Genomic DNA, 19,252 nt, shown 5'->3' with positions numbered 1-19,252 from the left:
TCGAGAAGGACAAGACCATGAAGCTGCTGTATTCCCCGGCCTCGCCCTATTCGGCCAAGGTGCGCATGGCGGCGCGCCATCTCGGCATCGAGATTACCGAGGTGAAGACTGACACCAATGCGGCCCCGGCGGAACTCGTGAGCAACAACCCGCTCGGCAAGATCCCGGTCCTGATCCGTGATGGCGAGCCGCCGATCTACGACAGCATCGCGATCATGCACTGGCTCGATCGCCAGTCGGGCGGCAAGCTCTATCCGAAGAAGGATGCGAAGCGCACCGAGGCGGAGGTGCTGGAAGCGCTTTGCGACGGCATGATGGATTGCCTGCTGGCGATCGTCTACGAGCGTCGCTCGCGCGACGAGGACAAGGTCCACCAGCCGTGGATCGACAAACAATGGGCCAAGGTGGTGCGCGGCCTCGATCACCTGGAGAACAACCTGCCGAAAACCGGCAAGAAGTTGCATGGCGGCCATTTCGCGCTGGCCGCGTTGATCGGTTACCTCGATCTGCGCTTCAACGGGCAATGGGCCGAAGGCCGGCCTGAGCTCGCCTCCTGGCCGGATGTCTTCACCAAGCGCTTCGCCTCCTACACTGCCATGAAATCGGCGGCCTGAAACAAAAAAAGCCCGGGCCGAAGCCCGGGCTTTCCCCAGCCTGTTAAGGCTATCGAACTTAGAACTTCACGCCGATACCGACCTTGACGCTGTGATCGTCGAAGCCCTTCGAAACCGAACCGGAATCGAGCGAGTAGCTGTCCGAACCGAAATCCGTGTAACGGTATTCGACACGAGCGGTGATGTTGTTGGTGACGAAGGCTTCGGCACCGGCACCGACCGTGTAACCGACGGCGGTCTTGTTTTCGGACGAAGTCGCGTCGCTCAGTTCGTTGTCCTGCAGGGCGACACCGGCCGTACCGTAGATCAGGAAGGGGTTGAGGTCGTAGCCGACGCGGCCGCGAACCGAGCCGTTCCAGCCGGCCTTGCCTTCAAAGCCGTCATCCGTGGTGCTCTTCGTGCCGTTATAACCGACGTCTGCTTCGACACCGTAGACGATCGAACCGCTCTGGAAGTTGTAGCCCGTATAGGCACCGCCGCCGAACTGGCCGTCACGGTCGACGCTACCGAAGCGACCCCAGTCATACTGACCATAACCACCGAGATAGAAACCCTGCCAGCTGGCAGCCGGGGCCGGCTCTTCGGTTGCAACCGGGGCCTGCGGAATTTGTTCGACGGCATCAGCGGCATTGGCCGCAGAGATGGCGATGAAGCTGACTGCCGAGGCCATCAGAGTTGCGATGAGAGTACGCATACATTTTCTCCTTTTACTGCTGCGCCGGGAATTCGCCGCGACAACATGGTTGGCGACACATTTGTTCCCTGCCCGCTGAGACGGAATGTGGAGGTCAATTGAGGAATAGAAAGAGCCGAAATGTGAATTGATTGTGGCACACAGAAGGCCAAAATTTGATGTTGCTGTATCGCAACACACATTTGATTAACCTTAAGCAATGCTTACTTTAAATATAAATCTTTTTACATTTATAAATTACTTCTTAAATCCAAAGCACAACTCAGTCAATACACCTGGCGGCGCGAACCGACGCGGGCGCGACTCGCCGAGTTCGACTTGTATTCGCAGCAAAACCGGATCGGGCGCTGGTAGAAACCAAGATCTGAGCTGAAACACGCACGTATTTCTCCTCTCCGCAGGCGGGCCGCCGGAGCCGGTGGCGCCTGCCGCCGGATTTCTGCCTTAAATATTCCACCGCCGGAATGGCCATTTGGGCCTTAGTCAAGAGCACGGGGCGGAATTCTCGCCGGCGCTTTCAAAATCTGCCTCGACACACTATTTCTCCGGCAGCGGCCTTCGTGCAGGGAATCAGGCCGCTTCAGCGCAATATTTTGACAAGCTGCCGGTCTCCGGCACATGTCTTGGGCGCACGGTTCGAATCGGTGATGGCCGGATGTCGATATCCGGCGGAGACTATGGAATGAACGGAACGAAGCTGCCCGACGGCGGCGTTCTCTATGACGAGACGGAAGAAGACGACGACGATGTGCTCGTGGCAGAACCGAGCCAAGGCCCTGCCGCGTCGATCGACTGGAACGAGGGCTGGAAGAACGAGACGGGGCTGAAGGGCGCCGACCTGATCGCCGAATTCGTCAAGCACCTGCCGAATGCGCCGGGCGTCTACCGGATGTTCAACGACGCGCAGGATGTGCTTTACGTCGGCAAGGCGCGCAGCCTCAAGAAGCGCGTCGGCAATTATGCGCAAGGCCGCGTCCATTCCAACCGCATCGCCAAGATGGTGCGCGAAACCACGCATATGGAATTCGTCACGACGCGGACGGAGACCGAGGCGCTGCTGCTTGAAGCCAATCTCATCAAGCGCCTGCGGCCGCGTTTCAACGTTCTTCTGCGCGACGACAAGTCGTTTCCCTATATCATGATCACCGGCGACCATCGGGCTCCGGCGATCTTCAAACATCGCGGCGCGCGGGCGCGCAAAGGCGATTATTTCGGTCCCTTCGCGTCGGCTGCCGCCGTCGGCCGCACCATCAACTCGCTGCAGCGCGCCTTCCTTCTGCGCACCTGCACCGACAGCGTGTTCGAGACCCGCACCCGCCCCTGTCTGCTGTTCCAGATCAAGCGCTGTTCGGGGCCGTGCACCCACGAGATCAGCGACGAGGGTTATGCGGCGCTGGTGGGCGAAGCCAAGGATTTTCTCTCCGGCAAGAGCCAGAACGTCAAGTCGGCGATCGCCCGCCAGATGGCGGAAGCTTCCGAGGACCTGGATTTCGAGCGCGCCGCCGTCTATCGCGACCGCCTGGCGGCGCTCAGCCACGTCCAGAGCCACCAGGGCATCAACCCGGCCGGCGTCGAGGAGGCGGATGTCTTCGCCATCTACAACGAGGGCGGTCTCTCCTGCATCCAGGTGTTCTTCTTCAGGACCGGCCAGAACTGGGGCAACCGCGCCTACTTCCCGAAGGCCGATCCGCAGCTTTCAGGCCCGGAAGTGCTCAACGCTTTCCTGGCGCAGTTCTATGACGACAAGCCGGTGCCGAAGCAGATCCTGCTGTCCGAGACCGTCGAGGAGCAGGAATTGCTCGCCCAGGCCTTCTGTGAAAAAGCCGGCCACAAGGTGACGATCTCCGTGCCGCAGCGGGGCGAGAAAAAGGACCTGACGGACCATGTTCTGGCGAACGCCCGCGAGGCGCATGGCCGCCGGCTTGCCGAAACCTCGTCGCAGGCGCGCCTGTTGCAGGGGCTTGCCGAGACCTTCGGGCTTTCCTTCGTACCGCGCCGGATCGAGATCTACGACAACTCGCATATCATGGGCACCAATGCGGTCGGCGGCATGGTCGTCGCGGGGCCGGAAGGTTTCGTGAAGAGCCAGTACCGCAAGTTCAACATCAAATCGACCGACATCACCCCCGGCGATGACTTTGGCATGATGCGCGAGGTGATGACCCGCCGCTTCTCGCGCCTGCTCAAGGAAGAGGGCATTCCCGACCGCACCGCCGCAGCGGCGGCCAGCGCCGAGGATGCGGCAGATGCCGCCTTCCCCGCCTGGCCGGACGTGATCCTGATCGACGGCGGCCAGGGGCAGATGAGCGCGGTGCGCGCCATTCTCGACGAACTGGGCATCCGCGACGTGGTGACCGCGATCGGCGTCGCCAAGGGCGTCGACCGCGACGCCGGCCGCGAGCGGTTCTTCGCCGACGGACGGTCAGACTTTTCGCTGCCGCCGCGCGATCCGGTCCTCTATTTCATCCAGCGCATGCGCGACGAGGCCCATCGTTTCGCGATCGGCTCGCACCGGGCAAGGCGCAAGAAGGAGATGGTCAAGAACCCGCTCGACGAGATTTCCGGGATCGGACCCGGCCGCAAGCGCAAGCTCCTGCAGCATTTCGGCACGGCGAAGGCGGTGTCGCGCGCTGGCCTCACTGACCTTATGGCGGTCGAGGGCATTTCTGAGGCCGTGGCCAAACAGATCTACAACCATTTCCACGAGAACAGGGCTGGCTAAATCGGCATGACGCCATCGGCTGCAAAAAAGCCGCTAGACCCTGTTGACGCCTTGGCCTCAACACATCAACTAGGAGCAAACATCCGGAAGGCTCCCCATGGCGTCGCGCGCATACAATATTCCCAACCTTTTGACCTATGCGCGCATTGTGGCGGTGCCGATCATCGTCGGCTGCTTCTTCATCGAGGGGCAGCTTGAAAGCTCGGATGTCGCGCGCTGGACGGCGCTGGTGCTTTTCGCCGTCGCCTCGATCACCGATTATCTCGACGGGTATCTCGCTCGCATCTGGAACCAGACGTCGAATATCGGCCGCATGCTCGATCCAATCGCCGACAAGCTGCTGGTCGCCGCAGTGCTGCTGTTGCTCGCCGCCGACCAGACGATCGCCGGCTGGTCGCTCTGGGCGGCAATCACCATCCTCTGCCGCGAAATCCTGGTGTCGGGCCTGCGGGAATATCTGGCTGCGCTGAAGGTCTCCGTGCCGGTCACGCGCATCGCCAAATGGAAGACGACGATCCAGATGGTGTCGATCGCCTTCCTGCTTGCCGGGCCTGCCGGCGACAAAATCTTGCCCTACACGACCCAGATGGGCATCGTGCTTCTCTGGCTCGCTGCGATCCTGACCTTCTACTCGGGCTATGATTACTTCAAGGCCGGGGTCAAACATCTGGTGGACGAAGAATGACCGTCAAACTCGTCTATTTCGCCTGGGTGCGTGAACGGATCGGCAAATCCGAGGAGGATCTCGACCTGCCGGCAGGCGTCGTCACGGTCAATGACCTGCTCGCGCATTTGACGACGCTCGGCGAGGAATACGAGAACGCGCTGCAGTTTCCCGACGTCATCCGCGTCGCCATCAACCAGGAACATGCCGAACACGACGAGCCGATCGCCGGTGCGCGCGAGATCGGCATCTTTCCGCCGATGACCGGAGGGTGATAATGACTGGGGCCGGCGCCAGTTGCAGAGCAACCCACTCCTCCCCAGCGGAAAGAGTAAGAGGTTGCCCATGACCGTTCCCACCGTCCGCGTCCAATCCGCCGATTTCGATCTGCAGGCCGAAATTTCCGCCCTCACCGCCGGCCGCAAGAATATTGGCGCCGTCGTCACCTTCACCGGCCTCTGCCGCGACGAACAGGGTGCATTGTCGGCGCTGGAGCTCGAACATTATCCGGGCATGGCGGAAGCGGAGATGCTTCGCATCGGGGAACTGGCGATCGAGCGCTTCTCGCTGCTCGGCCTCACCGCCATCCACCGCTTCGGCAAGATCATGCCAGGCGAAAACATCGTGCTGGTCATCGCCACCGCCCCCCACCGTCAGGCGGCCTTCGACGGCGCCAATTTCGTCATGGACTTTTTGAAGACCTCAGCGCCCTTCTGGAAGAAGGAACACGCCGCCGACGGCGCCCAAGGCGACTGGATCGCTGCCAAGGACGCGGACGACACTGCGCGGGACAAGTGGCGGTGATCGCCGCGGAGATACTCTGGTCGTCACCACAGGCGGGTTAAGCCGGGAACCGTGTCGAATATCTCATCGGCGGATAAGAGCGGAATGGACGCTTGCAAAGCGCCTGCTGCGAGAAGCCGATCGAACGGATCACGGTGTTCCCAGGGCATCACGGCGGCATGCAGGCATATCTGAGATGTCAGCGCCGCCGCCCGACCTCCCTGCTTTTCCAACAATGCCGGCAGATCATCGACGTAAGGAGCCATCTGAGGCCATTTACCGATCCGCACTTTCTGGCCGATCTCAAAAAAGCTGATAGGGCTTACAAATACGCTGTCCGCGTCCAGGATTGCCGCCCCAGCCTTCTCCGACAGCCGCTCATCGCCGGTCAATGACCAGGCCCAGGCATGGGTATCGAGCAATATCGCGCTCAAACCTTGCCTTCCCAAAGATCGAGTTCATCTTCGGCCATGGGTTCGAAGAAGTCGGGGCCGCCATCGACTTTGCCCTTCAGCAAACCGATGGTGAAGCTGCTCTGCGGAACTGCAACGATCCTCGCGACCGGGATTTTCCCCTTTGCAATCACCACTTCTTCGCCAGTTTTCGCCAGCTCGATAAGTTTCGACAGATTGGTCTTGGCTGCATGGACTGTGAACTGCATGGGAACTCCCTTAGCTAACTTGACTAAGATAGCTATTTCGTCTTGTAAAATCCAGTCGTGCTGCATTGGGAATATCTACTGCGCGACAAGTGGCGGTGATTACGGCACCGCCCGCTCCCGGCGGCTCATCACCAAGACCATGACCAGCAAGGCGACGATCACCAGGTCACGCCAGACGATCGGGCCGTAGCCGCTCCAGAGGGTTTCGGCAAAGCCGATGACGGCCGCGCCTGCGGCGGCACGCAGGGGATTGGAATGACCGCCGGCCGCGGCGATCAGCACAACCTTCAGGCCGAACAGCAGGCCGGCGCCAAAATCCATCGTGCCGTAGTGGGAGGTCGCGAGCACGCCGCAGATGGCGGCGTAGAATGCCGCCGCCGCGTAGGCCGTGACGAAAACCCGCGCGGAATTGGTGCCGGAGAGCTCAGCCGCCAGCGGATCGTCCGAGACCGCCCGCCACATGCGCCCCCAATGGGTGCACGCCAGCACCAGATAACCCGCGCCGATGGCCGCCAGCATGATGGCGACGTTGACGAGTTGGATCAGCGTCAGGGTCACCGGAAAGCCGTCCGCGTGCCAGAAGACGACCGCATCGTTGAGGAACGGCGGCAGCCAGAGTTCGCGGGTATCGGCGGCGATCCGGGCGCCCTCCATCAGCACCATCAGCGCGCCGAGCGAGGCGACGATCACCGCATTCGGCGAGATCTTTGCAAGCGGGCGCATGACCACCTGCCCGATCGTTACCCCTGCCCCGATGCCGCCGGCGATACCGGCCGCGGCGCCCAGTCCCAATGCGGCCGGCAGGATCAGCCAGAGCCGGTTCCAGCCGAAATGGGCGAAGAGCAGGTAGAGGTGGCCGGAAAAGGCGAAGATCGCGCCATAGGTGATGTCGGCCCTTCGCGTCACGGCAAAGGCGATCGCATATCCGAAGGCAAGCGTCGCGTAGAGCGCCGCCAGCGGAACCGCATTCGCCAGTTGCTGCAAGAGATAGGCCATGGGCGCTCCGATAGCGGCGAATATAACTGGTCAATCGCATTTTGCCAGTTATAATATCGCATGAGCTTTTCATGGACCCCGCATCGTTTTGCTGGTGGCGCACTGGCGCTGGATGTCGCCAACAGCGTCATCCTGCGCTTCGATCCCGAGCGCAGCATCGACCGGTTCACCGAGCCGCAGCAGATGCACACCTTTCCGAAAGCAGCCGAAAAATTCTCGGCCGAGCGGGCGCTGTTCGAGGATCTCGCCCCTGTCCAGGCCGAGAACCACGCGCCGTTCATCGCGCTGCGCGAAGCGATAGACCGCTATTTTCGCGCTCGTGTTCGTGGCGACGACGCGCAGGCATTGCTTGCCGATTTCCTCGAAGCAACGGCGGCCATCCTGCGCCGTGCCGAGAGGAATTCGCTGGAGGCGGCGACCGCCCATTCGGCGCTCAGGTTGCTTGCCGACGAAGAGATTTCGCGGATGAAGATCTGCGGCAGTTGCGGCTGGCTGTTCATCGACCGAAGCCGCAACCGCAGCCGTACCTGGTGCGACATGGCGGTGTGCGGCAACCGGGTCAAAGCCAGCCGCCATTATCATCGGAGGAAAAAGGAGGTCGGGTCATGATGCGCCGGTTTATGGTTCTCAGCCTTGCAGCCCTCGCCCTTGTCGCATGCCAGCGCGAGGCGGAAAAGCTGGTCGAGGTGAGCGGGCATATCTTCGTGTTCAACTACCGGGTCGCCAGCGCCACCTATCTCGTGACGCTCAACAAGACGGGGCCGATACCGGAGGGAACGGTGGCGATCGCCAGATTCGACGATCCCGCCGGCGGCGATCCGATCGTCATCAGTGAGAAAATCTTCCCCACCTGGAACAAGATCACCCTGCAAAGTCCCAACGTCCGCTGCGTGCGCAAGGACAAGCCCTATTCCGTGGATATCCGGCTGGTGGATGCGGGCGGCCGGACGCTGCAGGAATTGAAGACCCAGCTCGTCTCGGACGTCGACCAGTCGGTGCTTCCCAGCAAGCCGCTGGTGCTCGGAGCCGGCTACGAGCGGAACCCGGACGTCTTCAAGCCGGATGGCACGGTGGACTACGGGCGGGACGACGACTGCCCGGCCTGAAGCGGTAGACGCCCGCCGAATATCCCAGAACGAAAAAACCGGGGCCAAAACCCCGGTTTCATCAATTTCTTCCGACGAGACGGGGCTTAAATCAGCCGACGATCTCGGTTTCGGAGAACCAGTAGGCGATTTCCTGGGCGGCGGTTTCCGGAGCGTCGGAACCGTGAACCGAGTTCTCGCCGATCGAGAGCGCGAAGGTCTTGCGGATGGTGCCTTCGTCGGCGTTGGCCGGGTTGGTGGCGCCCATGATCTCGCGGTTCTTCAGGATGGCGTTTTCGCCTTCCAGAACCTGGACGATGGTCGGGCCGGAGGTCATGCCTTCAACCAGTTCGCCGAAGAACGGACGTTCCTTGTGAACGGCGTAGAAGCCTTCTGCCTCGCGCTTGCTCATCCAGACGCGCTTGGAAGCGATGACGCGCAGGCCATTGTCTTCAAACACCTTGGTGATGGCGCCCGTGAGGTTACGCTTGGTGGCATCCGGCTTGATCATCGAAAACGTGCGTTCAATCGCCATTGTTCTATCCTTCGTTTCCTGTGGCCCCCTGACTAGGGGGAAAGTGGGCGGTCTTTACCCGCCCCTTTCGCTGGAAACAAGGGGGTTCGGGCAATTTCACGCCGCTGTCACACTGCGTCCGACGCCATTATGCAGGTCGAGACAGCGCTCGAACCACAACCCCACCGGGTCGTCATCGGAAAACACCTTGGTGCCGGCGGTGATGCGCATCCACTGCAGCGCGCCGAACAGGATGTAGTCGACGAAAAGCGGGCCGTCGCCGCCGATGAAGTCGTGATATTTCAGGGCGTGGCGGATCGGCTCCAGCTTCGGCGAGAAACCGTCGATCTCCGCCTGGCGGCTCGCTTCCATCTCTTCGAGCGTCCTGCCGAGCCGAGCCTCGCGGCTGGCGCGGAAATAGACCTGGTCCGTCTCCCCGAGCATGTCGTGAATGTTCTTGACCGCAATCTTGGTGATCGCGGTATGCACCACCATCTGGGAAAAACCCTCGACGAAACGGGCGAGCGCCTTGCCGGCCGGGCCGCCGAACAGCGTCGGCCGGTCCGGATAGGTCTCCTCCAGATAAAGCGCGATCTCGAAACTGTCGCGGATCAGCTCGTTGCCGTCCCGAAGGATCGGCACCGTCTTCGAAAACCCGCCTTCGAGGCTGGGGATCTCGGTAAACGGCGTCGGTTTCTCGATGAAATCCAGGCCCTTGTGGGCGAGCGCCTGCACGACTTTCCAGCAATGCGGCGAAAACGGGCGGCTCTCGTCGGCGCCGCAGAGCGAGTAGAGAATACGGGTCACGGCAGGCTCCTGATTTGAACGTTCGGCCAGCGATATTGAAAGCAAATTCTCGTTTGAATCCAATCAGGAAATTTCATGGGTCGCAGTCGATCGACCATTTCGACGATCCCTTAACCGTAACCACGGGCAATCCGGCCCGTTTTAGCAAATGTTAAAACCGGTCCCGCATGGCTTGTCGCACGATCGAACAATTGTGAGGACGAGACATGGCGGGCGAAGCGATGCGAACGGGACAGGATCGCGGCCTGCAGGCTGTCGTCCAGCTCATGGCGAAGCTGGACGTGAGCGGCCTGCCGCGCAACTACGAGCTCTTCCACGAAGCGCTGCTGGGCGGCGACCCCGCCCTTTCGCGCGAAGTTCTGGCGCTTTCCGCCGGGCCTTCCCAGACGGTGCTCGACGAGATGGGGCTGCGCCATCAGCTCTCGGCTTTCGTGGCGCTCATGCCCGCCAGGGGTCGCGATCAGGAAATAAAGCTGCTGCTGGAACTCCGGGACAAGATGGCAAGCGGCGTCACCCAAAAGAAGGGTTTCAGCCGGGTTCTGGAAACCGTCGCCCGCAGCCTGCGCCAGGACAGCACGGCGGGGCCTGAGGATATTTTGGCCGAGATCGAATATCTGAGCGTCTCGCTGTCCGATGCCGTAGTCGCCGAAACCGAACTGGAAGCCATTCTTCGCGCCGGTGCCGATCGTCTCGTCAAGGCCGAACGCGAGGCGTCCGTTGCCCGCTCGGTGACGCTGCGCGACCGGCTGACCTCGCTGCCGAACCATGCGGCGCTCGCCGAAAGGCTGGAGGCACTCTACGGGGTCGATGCCGACAGCCGCGATACCGCCCTCTTCCTGGTGACGGTTACCGACCTGCCGCATTTCGCCCGCACCTACGGCGATCCCGCCGTCAACCGGATCATCAAGAAGGCCGCCTCGATCTTCCGCAAGGCAATCAAGAAGAACGATTTCCTGGCGCGCATCGGCAAGGGTGATTTTGCTTTCGTCTTCCGCGACGTCAGCCGCGACAGCGTGCAGCCGATCGCCGAGCGACTGATCGCCTCGATCACCGACAATCTCGTCTTCGCCGCCTCCGATGGCACGAGCGGGATCGGTCTTTCGGTCGGCGCGGCTCTCACCGCGGACGCTTTTTCACCGCAGGAACTCCGCCTCCAGGCCGGCACGGCGCTCGAAACGGCCAAGGCCAATCCGCGAATGATCGTCGCGCTTCACGGCGAGGCACCGAAACGGTCATCCTGAGACGGCCAGGATTTTATCCAAAACAGAAGAGGCCGCGGTTTCCCGCGGCCTCTATTCGGCGAATGAAGATCGGTGGCCGATAGCGATACGTCCGACGGCCACCCTCCTGTCCTGCCAGCAGGCCAGCGGAATTATGCCGGCACGAACTGGTTCTGCTGCGTGAACCGAACGGAGACATCCGTGACACCGGCAAAGTTCACCTCGTAGGCCGCCGAAGACGTCGCGGTGTCGATCACCTGTCCCTGAACGAAAGAGCCGGCGAGGATGTAATATTTCGGCTTCGGCGTGAACTGGTACAGGAGGCCGGGCTCCAGCTGGACCGCGATCGTCGGCTTGTCGGCCATGGCGATGCCGACACTCAGGTAGACGCTCTTGCTGGCCTGCACGGGCACGGTCGGAATGGTGCCGTCGGCCTGGGCGAGGATAAGGCCTTTCGTAGAGTCGGATGTCCCCTCCGGAAAACCGGGGGCGCCATAGGGGAACGGCCCCTGATAGGTCACCGGCACGTAGTTCTGATTGTTGATCATGACGCTGACCGAGCTCGCCGTCTGGAAGGAGCGCGGGGAGCTGGGCGAGCCCTGTTCCTGGATGTAGCCCACCGTCACGGAATAATCGATCGTCCAGTTGAAGGACGATGTGCTCGGATTGTCGGGGGTACCCGCAGCGGCGCCGCCGACCATCCAGGCCAGCGACAGGGGGTCGACCGACGGCCCGATAATCTTCGGGATCGTCTGGAACAGGGCAAACTGCTGCCATTTCGCGTTTTCGTTGAGAACCGTGAGGCTGTAGGGCTGGCCGGCTGCCTGGCCGCTGAAGGCTTTGATCGCGTTCGGCCCCATGTAAATGGTCATAATACATCTCCTCATTTGGATTGCCGCCACGACACCATGCGGTGGCGGCATCTGTGCTCACAGCACCGGCTTCCGCGGAGCATCATTTGCACGAACACAACCTAGGATATTTAAATCTGAAAATATGTCACACAGGTAACAACCCTGGTTTGCATTTTTGCTAAATATCAACCCTACAGACGGCAGCCATATTTTCGATTTCAGGGTGGATGCGGGCAGATGAAAACAATGAAAAACATGAAGATTTCAGACGAGATAAAGAAAACAGAGCTATTCAGCACTGCCGATGACGATGTAATCTCAACGTTCGCAAATAAAATAAATATAAACTCATATAGAGATCGGCAAACACTATTTTTTAATGGAGATCCTTGCGATACACTTTATATTATACTGTCTGGCGGCATTTATCTTTATTTTATATCCGAGGAAGGCAATGAAGTAATTTTTTCCGAACTTCAATCGGGGGACGCAGTCGGCGAGATCGAGTTCGCCCTCAACTACCGGCATTCCTCGAACGCAGTGATATGCGGGGCGACGCGGCTGCTCGAAATCGACCGGAAAACCTTCAACGAACTCTCGGCGATCCCGCAGGTGTCTTCATACCTGATGCGGACGATCGCCCGAAAGCTCCACCGCACCATCATGTTTGCGGAGGGAATGGCGCTTTACCCGCTGGAGATTCGCCTTGCGCGCCTGCTGCTCAATCTCGGCGCCTCCCACGGGCGGTCGACCAGCGACGGCATCCTCATCGAAAAACCGATATCCCAGAGCCGCATGGGCCAGCTCATCAATGCCAGCCGACCGCGCATCAACGCCCAACTCCAGGCCTGGAAAAGCGAACGGCTGATCGGCGTGCGGCAGCACCGCATCGTCATTTTCAACAAGAGATCGCTGCAGATCATCTCGCGTCATTCAGACCCTGCGGCCTGAATGACGCGGATGCCTCTGCGGGCACCGGACCAGTGCGGCGATGCCCGGACGCCGCCCCCAACGCCCGGCCGGATCCGGCGGCTTACGGGCAGCCGTTCTTGACGATCGCGATCAGGTCAGCGGTATCCTGGGTGAAGCTCGGCCCGTAGACGCGGTCCGGCGCGCCGCTGGAGACGAGGCTGACCGCCTTATGGACGTTGTTGGCGGTCACGAACCACGCCCCGCCGCTTGCGCCACCTCCATACATGGGATGCGGGCCGGCTTCGTAGGCGGTGCCGGCCTGCACGGTGATGCGGGCCGTTTCCCGATACATGTATTCGCCGCCATCGAGCCTTCCGGGATAACCGGTAATCGTGACATCGTCGCCGGCCCCAGCCCCGGCGATGCCGAGTTCATACTTGCCGACGGCGGACGCCTGGGTGGTGCGCATCACCGAATAGTCGAACTGCGACCGCGCCATGCTCGGCGGGTTGCCCGACACCTCGGTCCAGCGCAACAGCACTGCCACCCGGTCGATTTGGTAGAGAGTTCCACCACCGCCCGCATAACCTTGATAAAAGCGGATATTGGTGGCCTGGTTGCCGTTGCCCCAGGCGGAATGGGCGGCACCCATGACGATCCGGTCGTCCGCGACAAACTGAGCGCTGGCCTCGTAATCGATGCCGCCGAGCGTAAACAGCAGCTTGCCTCCAAACTTATAGGGCGCTTCATTGATCGGCGCGCGCTCCGCCTCGGTATCCTTGAGGCCGCGCCGTTGTTCGGAGAGACCACCCTCGCCCCGGCCAAGTGTCTCCCCAAATGGAATCGCGTTGGCGATCCGCTCCGCAGTCCAGTAGCCGCCGTCGGCGCCCGCCAACATGGCACCGCCAGGGCTCCAGCAGGTAAACTCCACCGCCCCGGCGCTGAGCGGCGTCATCAGTGCGGATGCCGACAGCAGCATCGACCACGTCAATCTCGTTACCCTCATGACATTCGCTCTCCCGATCGAAGTTCGATCGCACCATCGCGACCCGCGGCGGCGCCGCCTCAACGATCTACCAGAGCGTGTAATTTTCTTCTGTTTCCCTCGGAACAGCGAAATACCGGTCCATCGGCGCCCTTGCCAACAAACGGTGTTTCGGCCAAAACCGCCGCCATGATCACGATTACCGAACTTTCCGCCCGCATCGCCGGGCGTCTCCTCCTCGACAATGCCAGCGTGACGCTTCCCGCGGGCACCAAGGCGGGGCTTGTCGGCCGCAACGGCGCCGGCAAATCCACGCTGTTCAAGGTTATCACCGGTGAGCTGGGGTCGGAGACCGGTTCGGTCTCCTATCCAAAGAGCGCCCGGCTTGGCCAGGTGGCGCAAGAGGCGCCGGGCACCGATGATTCGCTGATCGAAATCGTGCTTTCCGCCGACAAGGAGCGCGCTGCACTGCTGGCGGAGGCGGAGACCGCCACCGATCCGCATCGCATCGCCGACATCCAGATGCGGCTCGTCGATATCGATGCGCATTCGGCAGAGGCGCGCGCGGCCAGCATTCTCGCCGGTCTCGGCTTCTCCCAGGAAGCCCAGTCGCGTCCCGCCTCGTCGTTTTCCGGCGGCTGGCGGATGCGCGTGGCGCTCGCCTCCGTCCTGTTTGCCGAGCCAGACCTGCTGCTGCTCGACGAACCGACCAACTATCTCGATCTCGAAGGCACGTTATGGCTGGAGGACTATATCCGGCGTTATCCGCATACCGTCATCATCATCAGCCATGACCGCGACCTCCTCAACAACGCGGTCAACGCCATCGTGCATCTCGACCAGAAGAAGCTGACCTTCTACCGCGGCGGCTACGACCAGTTCGAGCGGCAGAAGGCCGAGGCCGACGAACTGCAGACCAAGGCGAAGGCCAAGAACGAGGCGGCCCGCAAGCACCTGCAGAGCTTCATCGACCGCTTCAAGGCCAAGGCCACCAAGGCCCGACAGGCGCAGAGCCGCGTCAAGGCGCTGGAGCGCATGGGCACAGTCGCCGCGGTGATCGAGGATCACGTGCAGCCGATCACCTTTCCCGAGCCGGAAAAGCAGCCCGCCTCGCCGATCGTTGCGATCCAGAACGCCGCCGTCGGTTATGAGCCGGGCAAGCCGATCCTCAAGAACATCACGCTGCGCATCGACAACGACGACCGCATCGCCCTGCTCGGCTCGAACGGCAACGGCAAGTCGACCTTCGCCAAGTTCATCGCCAGTCGCCTCAAGGCGGAAAGCGGCGATATCCGCCTGGCGCCGAGCCTGAAGATCGGCTTCTTCGCCCAGCATCAGCTCGACGATCTCGTGCCGGCGGATTCGCCCGTTGCCCATGTGCGCCGGCTGATGCCGGATGCGCCAGAGGCCAAGGTTCGCGCCCGCGTGGCGCAGATGGGGCTTGCGACGGAAAAGATGGCGACGGCCGCAAAAGACCTGTCGGGCGGCGAAAAGGCGCGCCTGCTGATGGGCCTTGCCGCCTTCCACGCGCCAAACCTCCTGATCCTCGATGAACCGACCAACCATCTCGACATCGACAGCCGCCGGGCGCTCATCGAAGCGCTCAACGACTACGAAGGCGCCGTCATCCTGATCAGCCACGATCGTCACCTGATCGAGGCCACCGTCGACCGCCTGTGGCTGGTCAACAACGGCACCGTGTCGAATTTCGAAGGCGACATGGAGGAATACCGCAACCTGATCGTCAGCTCCGGTAAAAAAAAAGAAGAAAAAATTGAGCTGACCGAAGATCTCTCCTCCAAGGCGGACCAGCGCAAGGCGAATGCCGAAAAGCGCGCCTCGCTCGCGCCGCTCAAGAAAAAGATCAACGAAATCGAGGCTGTAACCGCCAAGCTGGAGAAACTGGTCAAGGCTCTTGATAAAGAACTTGGCGACCCCGCCCTCTACGAAAAGGCCCCCGCCAAGGCCGCCCAGAAAGCCAAGGAACGCGGCGAAGCCGCCGCAAAACTCTCGTCCGCCGAGGAGGAATGGCTGATGTTGTCGTCGGAGTACGAAGAAGCGATGGCGAGCTGACTTTGCTCGGCGGTTGAATACTGATCCCCTAGCCGACCAGGCCAACGATGTCCCCGGCGGTGTGGCGGGGGAAATCGCCGAACCCGGCACCCGCAATGCGATTAATCATTAAATTAGGAATGCATTATAATATCGGCCGATTATTCACAGGGATGATTTTCAGGCCTTATGTCCAATCCGCGGCGGCTTCTCGCTATTTCTGGCCTGCTCGCGGATCGCCGCGGCAATATTGCCATCATGTTCTCTCTGCTGCTCGTGCCGCTGATCACCGCCGTCGGCGCCAGCCTCGACTACGTGCGGGCCTATAACGCTCGTTCGAAGATGCAGGCCGATCTCGATTCCGCCTTGCTCGGCGCAGTGAAAAGCGTGGGAACACTGGACAATGCCGCGCTCAAGAAGCGCATCCAGGAGTGGTTCGCTGCCCAGACCGATCTCGGGAGCGGCGGCTACACGCTCGAAGAGATCGACATCGACACATCGAACAACAAGATCACGGCGACAGCCCGTGCTACAGTGCCCACGACGCTACTCAAGATTGCAGGCATAGATGACGTCGGCGTCGCCACCGCCTCATCGGTCGAAGGTCCCGGCCGCGCCTATCTCGATGTCCATATCGTACTCGACAAATCCGCTTCGATGCTGCTCGCGGCGACGAGCGCCGGTCAGTCCAGCCTGATGTCGTCACCCGCCAACTGCGCCTTTGCGTGCCATACGCCGGAAGGGTCGCCCTTCGCCTACAAAGGCAAGACCTACAGCAACGTCTACGACCTGTCGGTCGCGATGAACATCAAGCTGCGGGCCGATGTCTCGGTGGACGCCGCGCGCGAAGTTCTGGACCTTATCGACACGGCAGACGCCGCCCATGAGCGCATCCGGGTCGGCCTCTATACCCTTGGCAAGACCACGACCCAGGTATTGTCGCCCACCTTCTCGACCTCGACGGCCCGGACGAAATTGAACGACAAAACCAGCGGGATGACGAGCGCGACGTCCGAAGAGGCGACATATTTCGACTACTCCCTGACGGCCCTCAAGCCCATGATCGGAACGGCCGGAGACGGCGCCACCAAGGATGCGCCGCTGAAACTGGTGTTGGTTCTGACGGACGGTGTCCAGTCCGAGCGCAACTGGGTGCTGCAAGGCAATTCAGGCATTCGCTCTCCGACGGCAAAGGGCTCGCTGCAGACCGTCGTCACGCCGATCAATTCCAAATGGTGCAAGCAGGTGAAGGACCTCGACGCCACAATCGGCGTTCTATACACCGAATACCTGCCTATGACCTGGGACTGGGGTTACAATGCGACGCTCGGCAAGACCATGAGCAGCAGCGGCTTCAGCTCGATCTGGGGAGGCAGTGTCGCTTCCGGCAAGAGCAGCAGTACGCGGACAGCCTATATCCCCAAAGCGCTCGAAGAATGCGCAACGAGCGGCGACCTTTTCCTGCAGGCGAACTCGGCCGAGGAAATCGAGGACGGCCTGTCCTCGCTCTTCAAGCAATATCTCTCCAAGGTAAGGCTGACAAACTAGATGACGGCGATGCACCGTTTCAGAGCCCTCCTACGGAACGAGCAGGGAACGGCCGCGGTCGAGTTTGCACTGCTCGTCCTGCCATTCTTCGTCTTCCTGTTTTGCATTCTCGATATGGCGCTGATGTTCTTCGTCGACAGCGCGCTCGATTCGGCCCTGCATACGGCCGCCCGTTCCGTCCGGGTCGGCAGCGCCCATTCGAACGGCTGGGATCTCGCCACTTTCAAGAGCAATGTCTGCGACGGCATGGCGCTCGCGTTCAGCTGCGAAGACGAACTGTTGGTCACGACCACCACGATGTCCGATTTCTCGTCGATGAGCTTCACGTCGCCGGTCAGCGGCGGCGTTCTCTCCGTAACCGAGAGCTTTTCTCCGGCCGCGTCGGGGGACTACGTGATGATCCAGGCTTTCCTTCCCTGGGACAGCCTGCTGGCCGCGATCGGCGCGGACGTCAACACGCTCGCCGATGGCACCTATGTGCTCTCGGCTTCCGTGGTTTTCAGAAATGAACCCTTTTGAGACATCGCACGATGGTACCAAGGCATGATCCCGACCACAGGCAAGGGAACCGGCGCGAAAGCAGCATGCGGGCTTTGCTCGCCGACCGCAAAGGCCAGTCTGGCATCGAGTTCACCCTGCTTCTGCCGGTGATGGCGCTGCTGTTCGCGGGCACCGTCGATCTCGGAGAAGGCCTAATGGTGAAGCGGAAGATCAACCAGATTGCGGAAGTGGCGAGCGACATAGTCTCCCAGGAGACGAGCTGGAGCAACAGCGAGCTCAATACCCTTCTCCAAGGGACCGCCTCCATTCTCATTCCCTTCGACAGCAGCGCACTCGCAATCCAGGTCGCCCTCGTCGACTTCGACGCCGCAGGCAACGCGAAGGTCAACTGGTCGTCGGCCTTTCAAGCAAACGCGCAGGTATCCGGGGATCCGCCCGCCTTCGAAATCCCCGCCGATCTGATCGAAAGCAATGTGCAGCTCGTCGTCGTGCAGGTGAATTATGCAATGGCGACGCCTTTCACCTCTCTGTTTTCCGCAGTCACCGGCTCAGGCGAGTACAGCTTCGTCGGCAAGGCGATCTCCCGCCCGCGGGTCGGCGACAAAATCGCCAAGAAGTAGGGCAGGACCTGCAACGCGGCAGAAGCCGTCCTTGCGGCCGTTTCGCAAGCTGCATTGGGTGGACACCCCATCATAACCAGCCATTAACCATAATCGGCGAATGTGACGTCGCTTCAACTCCTTAGTCACTTTTTAGCCGAGTCGCTCCCATGTTTATCCGCGTCCTTTGTGTCGCCGCCGCCGTCGCGTGCCTTCTTTCCTCCTGCGCCGGCCGCAGCCAGACCGAGAGCGGCTCGCTTGCCACTTCATTTGCACCCGCCAAGGGGCTTTCCTCGTCCAAATCGCCCAAAAAGGCGGAGGCGGATTCGCCGGTGGCGCTGACGCCCGTTGCCTGGGGGCGTTTCAACAATCCGGGCAGCCTTTCCGGCCGCACCCTCACCGCCTCGTCGCTTTCCGACCTGAAGCTTGCCGACAAGGAGGTCGTGCTGACCTTCGACGACGGCCCGATGCCGAAGAAGACGGAGAAGATCCTCTCCATCCTCGACGAATACGACGTCAAGGCGACCTTCCTGATGGTCGGGCAGATGGCCAAGGCCCATCCGGAGATCGCCCGCAAGGTGGTCAATGCGGGCCACACGATCGGTAGCCATACCTATCGTCATGCCGACCTGCAGAACCTTTCCTTCGATGCGGCCGTGGCCGAAATTGAAAAGGGGCGCGATGCGGTGACCAGCGTCACCCATGAGGATGCCGGCTTCTTCCGCTTCCCCTATCTCGCCGACACCAGGCGCCTGCGCCAGTGGGTCGCTTCGAACAATATGGTGGTGCTGGACGTCCAGGTCGATTCCAAGGATTATTTCGGCGTCTCGCCGGCCGCCGTCGCAACCCGCACGATGAATTCGCTGCGCGCCCACGGCAAGGGCATCATCCTGCTGCACGACATCCATGCCCGCACGGCCGCCATGCTGCCGGCGCTGCTCACCCAGCTGAGCGCCGAAGGCTACAAGGTCGTTCGCCTGCGCCACAGCAATTCGTCGATGATGATGGCCTGGTTGAACTGAGGGAAAGAATGCGCGGGGG

General features: G+C 61.2%; 22 protein-coding genes. 14 read left to right on the top strand and 8 right to left on the bottom strand.

Translation table 11 applies throughout. From position 1 onward, the window contains the following. The first annotated feature begins 17 nt into the window (after positions 1-17). Positions 18-614, top strand: a complete 597-nt coding sequence (locus C5J26_RS17725) for a glutathione S-transferase (RefSeq protein WP_046667913.1) — start codon at positions 18-20, stop codon at positions 612-614. 58 nt (positions 615-672) lie between these two features. Here the strand turns inward: C5J26_RS17725 and C5J26_RS17720 are convergent, their stop codons facing one another. Next, the gene (locus C5J26_RS17720; RefSeq protein WP_105402942.1) at positions 673-1,308 is read right to left on the bottom strand and encodes an outer membrane protein; all 636 of its coding nucleotides are present in this window, start codon (positions 1,306-1,308) and stop codon (positions 673-675) included. A gap of 682 nt (positions 1,309-1,990) precedes the next feature. Here C5J26_RS17720 and uvrC point away from each other — a divergent pair. The 4 genes from uvrC to C5J26_RS17700 all read left to right on the top strand — a co-directional run bounded on the left by uvrC (position 1,991) and on the right by C5J26_RS17700 (position 5,498). Continuing rightward, positions 1,991-4,030 (top strand): excinuclease ABC subunit UvrC, encoded by a 2,040-nt coding sequence (gene uvrC, locus C5J26_RS17715; protein ID WP_172745888.1) that lies wholly within the window; start codon positions 1,991-1,993, stop codon positions 4,028-4,030. A gap of 97 nt (positions 4,031-4,127) precedes the next feature. Next, positions 4,128-4,715, top strand: a complete 588-nt coding sequence (gene pgsA, locus C5J26_RS17710) for a CDP-diacylglycerol--glycerol-3-phosphate 3-phosphatidyltransferase (protein WP_046605600.1) — start codon at positions 4,128-4,130, stop codon at positions 4,713-4,715. After that, positions 4,712-4,969, top strand: coding sequence for a molybdopterin converting factor subunit 1 (moaD, locus tag C5J26_RS17705; protein WP_046667845.1), 258 nt, complete (start codon positions 4,712-4,714; stop codon positions 4,967-4,969). Before pgsA ends, moaD begins: the two co-directional genes overlap by 4 nt. A gap of 70 nt (positions 4,970-5,039) precedes the next feature. Further along, positions 5,040-5,498 carry a molybdenum cofactor biosynthesis protein MoaE gene (locus C5J26_RS17700; RefSeq protein ID WP_105402941.1) on the top strand — a complete coding sequence of 153 codons (459 nt, stop codon included), beginning with the start codon at positions 5,040-5,042 and terminating at the stop codon, positions 5,496-5,498. A 23-nt stretch (positions 5,499-5,521) separates the two neighbouring features. Here the strand turns inward: C5J26_RS17700 and C5J26_RS17695 are convergent, their stop codons facing one another. The 3 genes from C5J26_RS17695 to C5J26_RS17685 all read right to left on the bottom strand — a co-directional run bounded on the left by C5J26_RS17695 (position 5,522) and on the right by C5J26_RS17685 (position 7,134). After that, complete coding sequence (locus C5J26_RS17695) at positions 5,522-5,911, bottom strand: type II toxin-antitoxin system VapC family toxin (protein WP_105402940.1); 390 nt, start codon at positions 5,909-5,911, stop codon at positions 5,522-5,524. Then, on the bottom strand, positions 5,908-6,138 hold the full coding sequence (locus C5J26_RS17690; RefSeq protein ID WP_105402939.1) for a type II toxin-antitoxin system Phd/YefM family antitoxin: 231 nt from the start codon (positions 6,136-6,138) through the stop codon (positions 5,908-5,910). The genes C5J26_RS17695 and C5J26_RS17690 overlap by 4 nt, the downstream gene beginning before the upstream one ends. A 99-nt stretch (positions 6,139-6,237) precedes the next feature. After that, positions 6,238-7,134, bottom strand: coding sequence for a branched-chain amino acid ABC transporter permease (locus tag C5J26_RS17685; RefSeq protein WP_105402938.1), 897 nt, complete (start codon positions 7,132-7,134; stop codon positions 6,238-6,240). 60 nt (positions 7,135-7,194) lie between these two features. Between C5J26_RS17685 and C5J26_RS17680 the strand changes: the two genes are divergently transcribed. Continuing rightward, positions 7,195-7,743: a CGNR zinc finger domain-containing protein gene (locus C5J26_RS17680; RefSeq protein WP_105402937.1), complete on the top strand. Its 549-nt coding sequence runs from the start codon at positions 7,195-7,197 to the stop codon at positions 7,741-7,743. Next, the gene (locus C5J26_RS17675) at positions 7,740-8,240 is read left to right on the top strand and encodes a hypothetical protein (protein WP_105402936.1); all 501 of its coding nucleotides are present in this window, start codon (positions 7,740-7,742) and stop codon (positions 8,238-8,240) included. The genes C5J26_RS17680 and C5J26_RS17675 overlap by 4 nt, the downstream gene beginning before the upstream one ends. 91 nt (positions 8,241-8,331) lie before the next feature. On the opposite strand, the gene ndk is transcribed toward C5J26_RS17675, so the two are convergent. Both ndk and C5J26_RS17665 read right to left on the bottom strand, forming a co-directional pair. Continuing rightward, the gene (gene ndk, locus C5J26_RS17670; protein WP_007769585.1) at positions 8,332-8,754 is read right to left on the bottom strand and encodes a nucleoside-diphosphate kinase; all 423 of its coding nucleotides are present in this window, start codon (positions 8,752-8,754) and stop codon (positions 8,332-8,334) included. A gap of 96 nt (positions 8,755-8,850) precedes the next feature. Then, positions 8,851-9,540: a glutathione S-transferase family protein gene (locus tag C5J26_RS17665; protein ID WP_105403016.1), complete on the bottom strand. Its 690-nt coding sequence runs from the start codon at positions 9,538-9,540 to the stop codon at positions 8,851-8,853. A gap of 206 nt (positions 9,541-9,746) precedes the next feature. On the opposite strand from C5J26_RS17665, the gene C5J26_RS17660 reads away from it, so the two are divergent. Continuing rightward, on the top strand, positions 9,747-10,781 hold the full coding sequence (locus C5J26_RS17660) for a diguanylate cyclase (protein ID WP_105402935.1): 1,035 nt from the start codon (positions 9,747-9,749) through the stop codon (positions 10,779-10,781). Between the two features lie 131 nt (positions 10,782-10,912). Here C5J26_RS17660 and C5J26_RS17655 read toward each other — a convergent pair whose 3' ends face one another. Then, a complete protein-coding gene (locus C5J26_RS17655; RefSeq protein WP_105402934.1) occupies positions 10,913-11,632 on the bottom strand; it encodes a hypothetical protein in 720 nt (239 codons plus the stop codon). 219 nt (positions 11,633-11,851) lie between these two features. Between C5J26_RS17655 and C5J26_RS17650 the strand changes: the two genes are divergently transcribed. Beyond that, positions 11,852-12,565: a Crp/Fnr family transcriptional regulator gene (locus tag C5J26_RS17650; protein WP_105402933.1), complete on the top strand. Its 714-nt coding sequence runs from the start codon at positions 11,852-11,854 to the stop codon at positions 12,563-12,565. A gap of 82 nt (positions 12,566-12,647) precedes the next feature. Here the strand turns inward: C5J26_RS17650 and C5J26_RS17645 are convergent, their stop codons facing one another. Next, positions 12,648-13,532 carry a hypothetical protein gene (locus C5J26_RS17645; RefSeq protein WP_172745886.1) on the bottom strand — a complete coding sequence of 295 codons (885 nt, stop codon included), beginning with the start codon at positions 13,530-13,532 and terminating at the stop codon, positions 12,648-12,650. Positions 13,533-13,700: 168 nt separating this feature from the next. Between C5J26_RS17645 and C5J26_RS17640 the strand changes: the two genes are divergently transcribed. The 5 genes from C5J26_RS17640 to C5J26_RS17620 all read left to right on the top strand — a co-directional run bounded on the left by C5J26_RS17640 (position 13,701) and on the right by C5J26_RS17620 (position 19,233). Then, a complete protein-coding gene (locus C5J26_RS17640) occupies positions 13,701-15,584 on the top strand; it encodes an ATP-binding cassette domain-containing protein (RefSeq protein ID WP_105402931.1) in 1,884 nt (627 codons plus the stop codon). Between the two features lie 168 nt (positions 15,585-15,752). Continuing rightward, positions 15,753-17,111, top strand: coding sequence for a TadE/TadG family type IV pilus assembly protein (locus C5J26_RS17635; RefSeq protein WP_105402930.1), 1,359 nt, complete (start codon positions 15,753-15,755; stop codon positions 17,109-17,111). Positions 17,112-17,120: 9 nt separating this feature from the next. Continuing rightward, positions 17,121-17,630, top strand: coding sequence for a TadE/TadG family type IV pilus assembly protein (locus tag C5J26_RS17630; protein ID WP_172724448.1), 510 nt, complete (start codon positions 17,121-17,123; stop codon positions 17,628-17,630). 65 nt (positions 17,631-17,695) lie between these two features. After that, positions 17,696-18,232: a TadE/TadG family type IV pilus assembly protein gene (locus C5J26_RS17625; RefSeq protein ID WP_172745884.1), complete on the top strand. Its 537-nt coding sequence runs from the start codon at positions 17,696-17,698 to the stop codon at positions 18,230-18,232. 149 nt (positions 18,233-18,381) lie between these two features. Next, the gene (locus C5J26_RS17620) at positions 18,382-19,233 is read left to right on the top strand and encodes a polysaccharide deacetylase family protein (RefSeq protein ID WP_105402927.1); all 852 of its coding nucleotides are present in this window, start codon (positions 18,382-18,384) and stop codon (positions 19,231-19,233) included. Positions 19,234-19,252: the final 19 nt, after the last annotated feature.

It is taken from the genome of Neorhizobium sp. T7_12 (genome assembly GCF_002968535.1).
Lineage (GTDB): Bacteria > Pseudomonadota > Alphaproteobacteria > Rhizobiales > Rhizobiaceae > Neorhizobium > Neorhizobium tomejilense.
The sequence above is the reverse complement of the archived record's forward strand: the minus strand, read 5'-3'. Positions and strand labels throughout refer to the sequence as shown.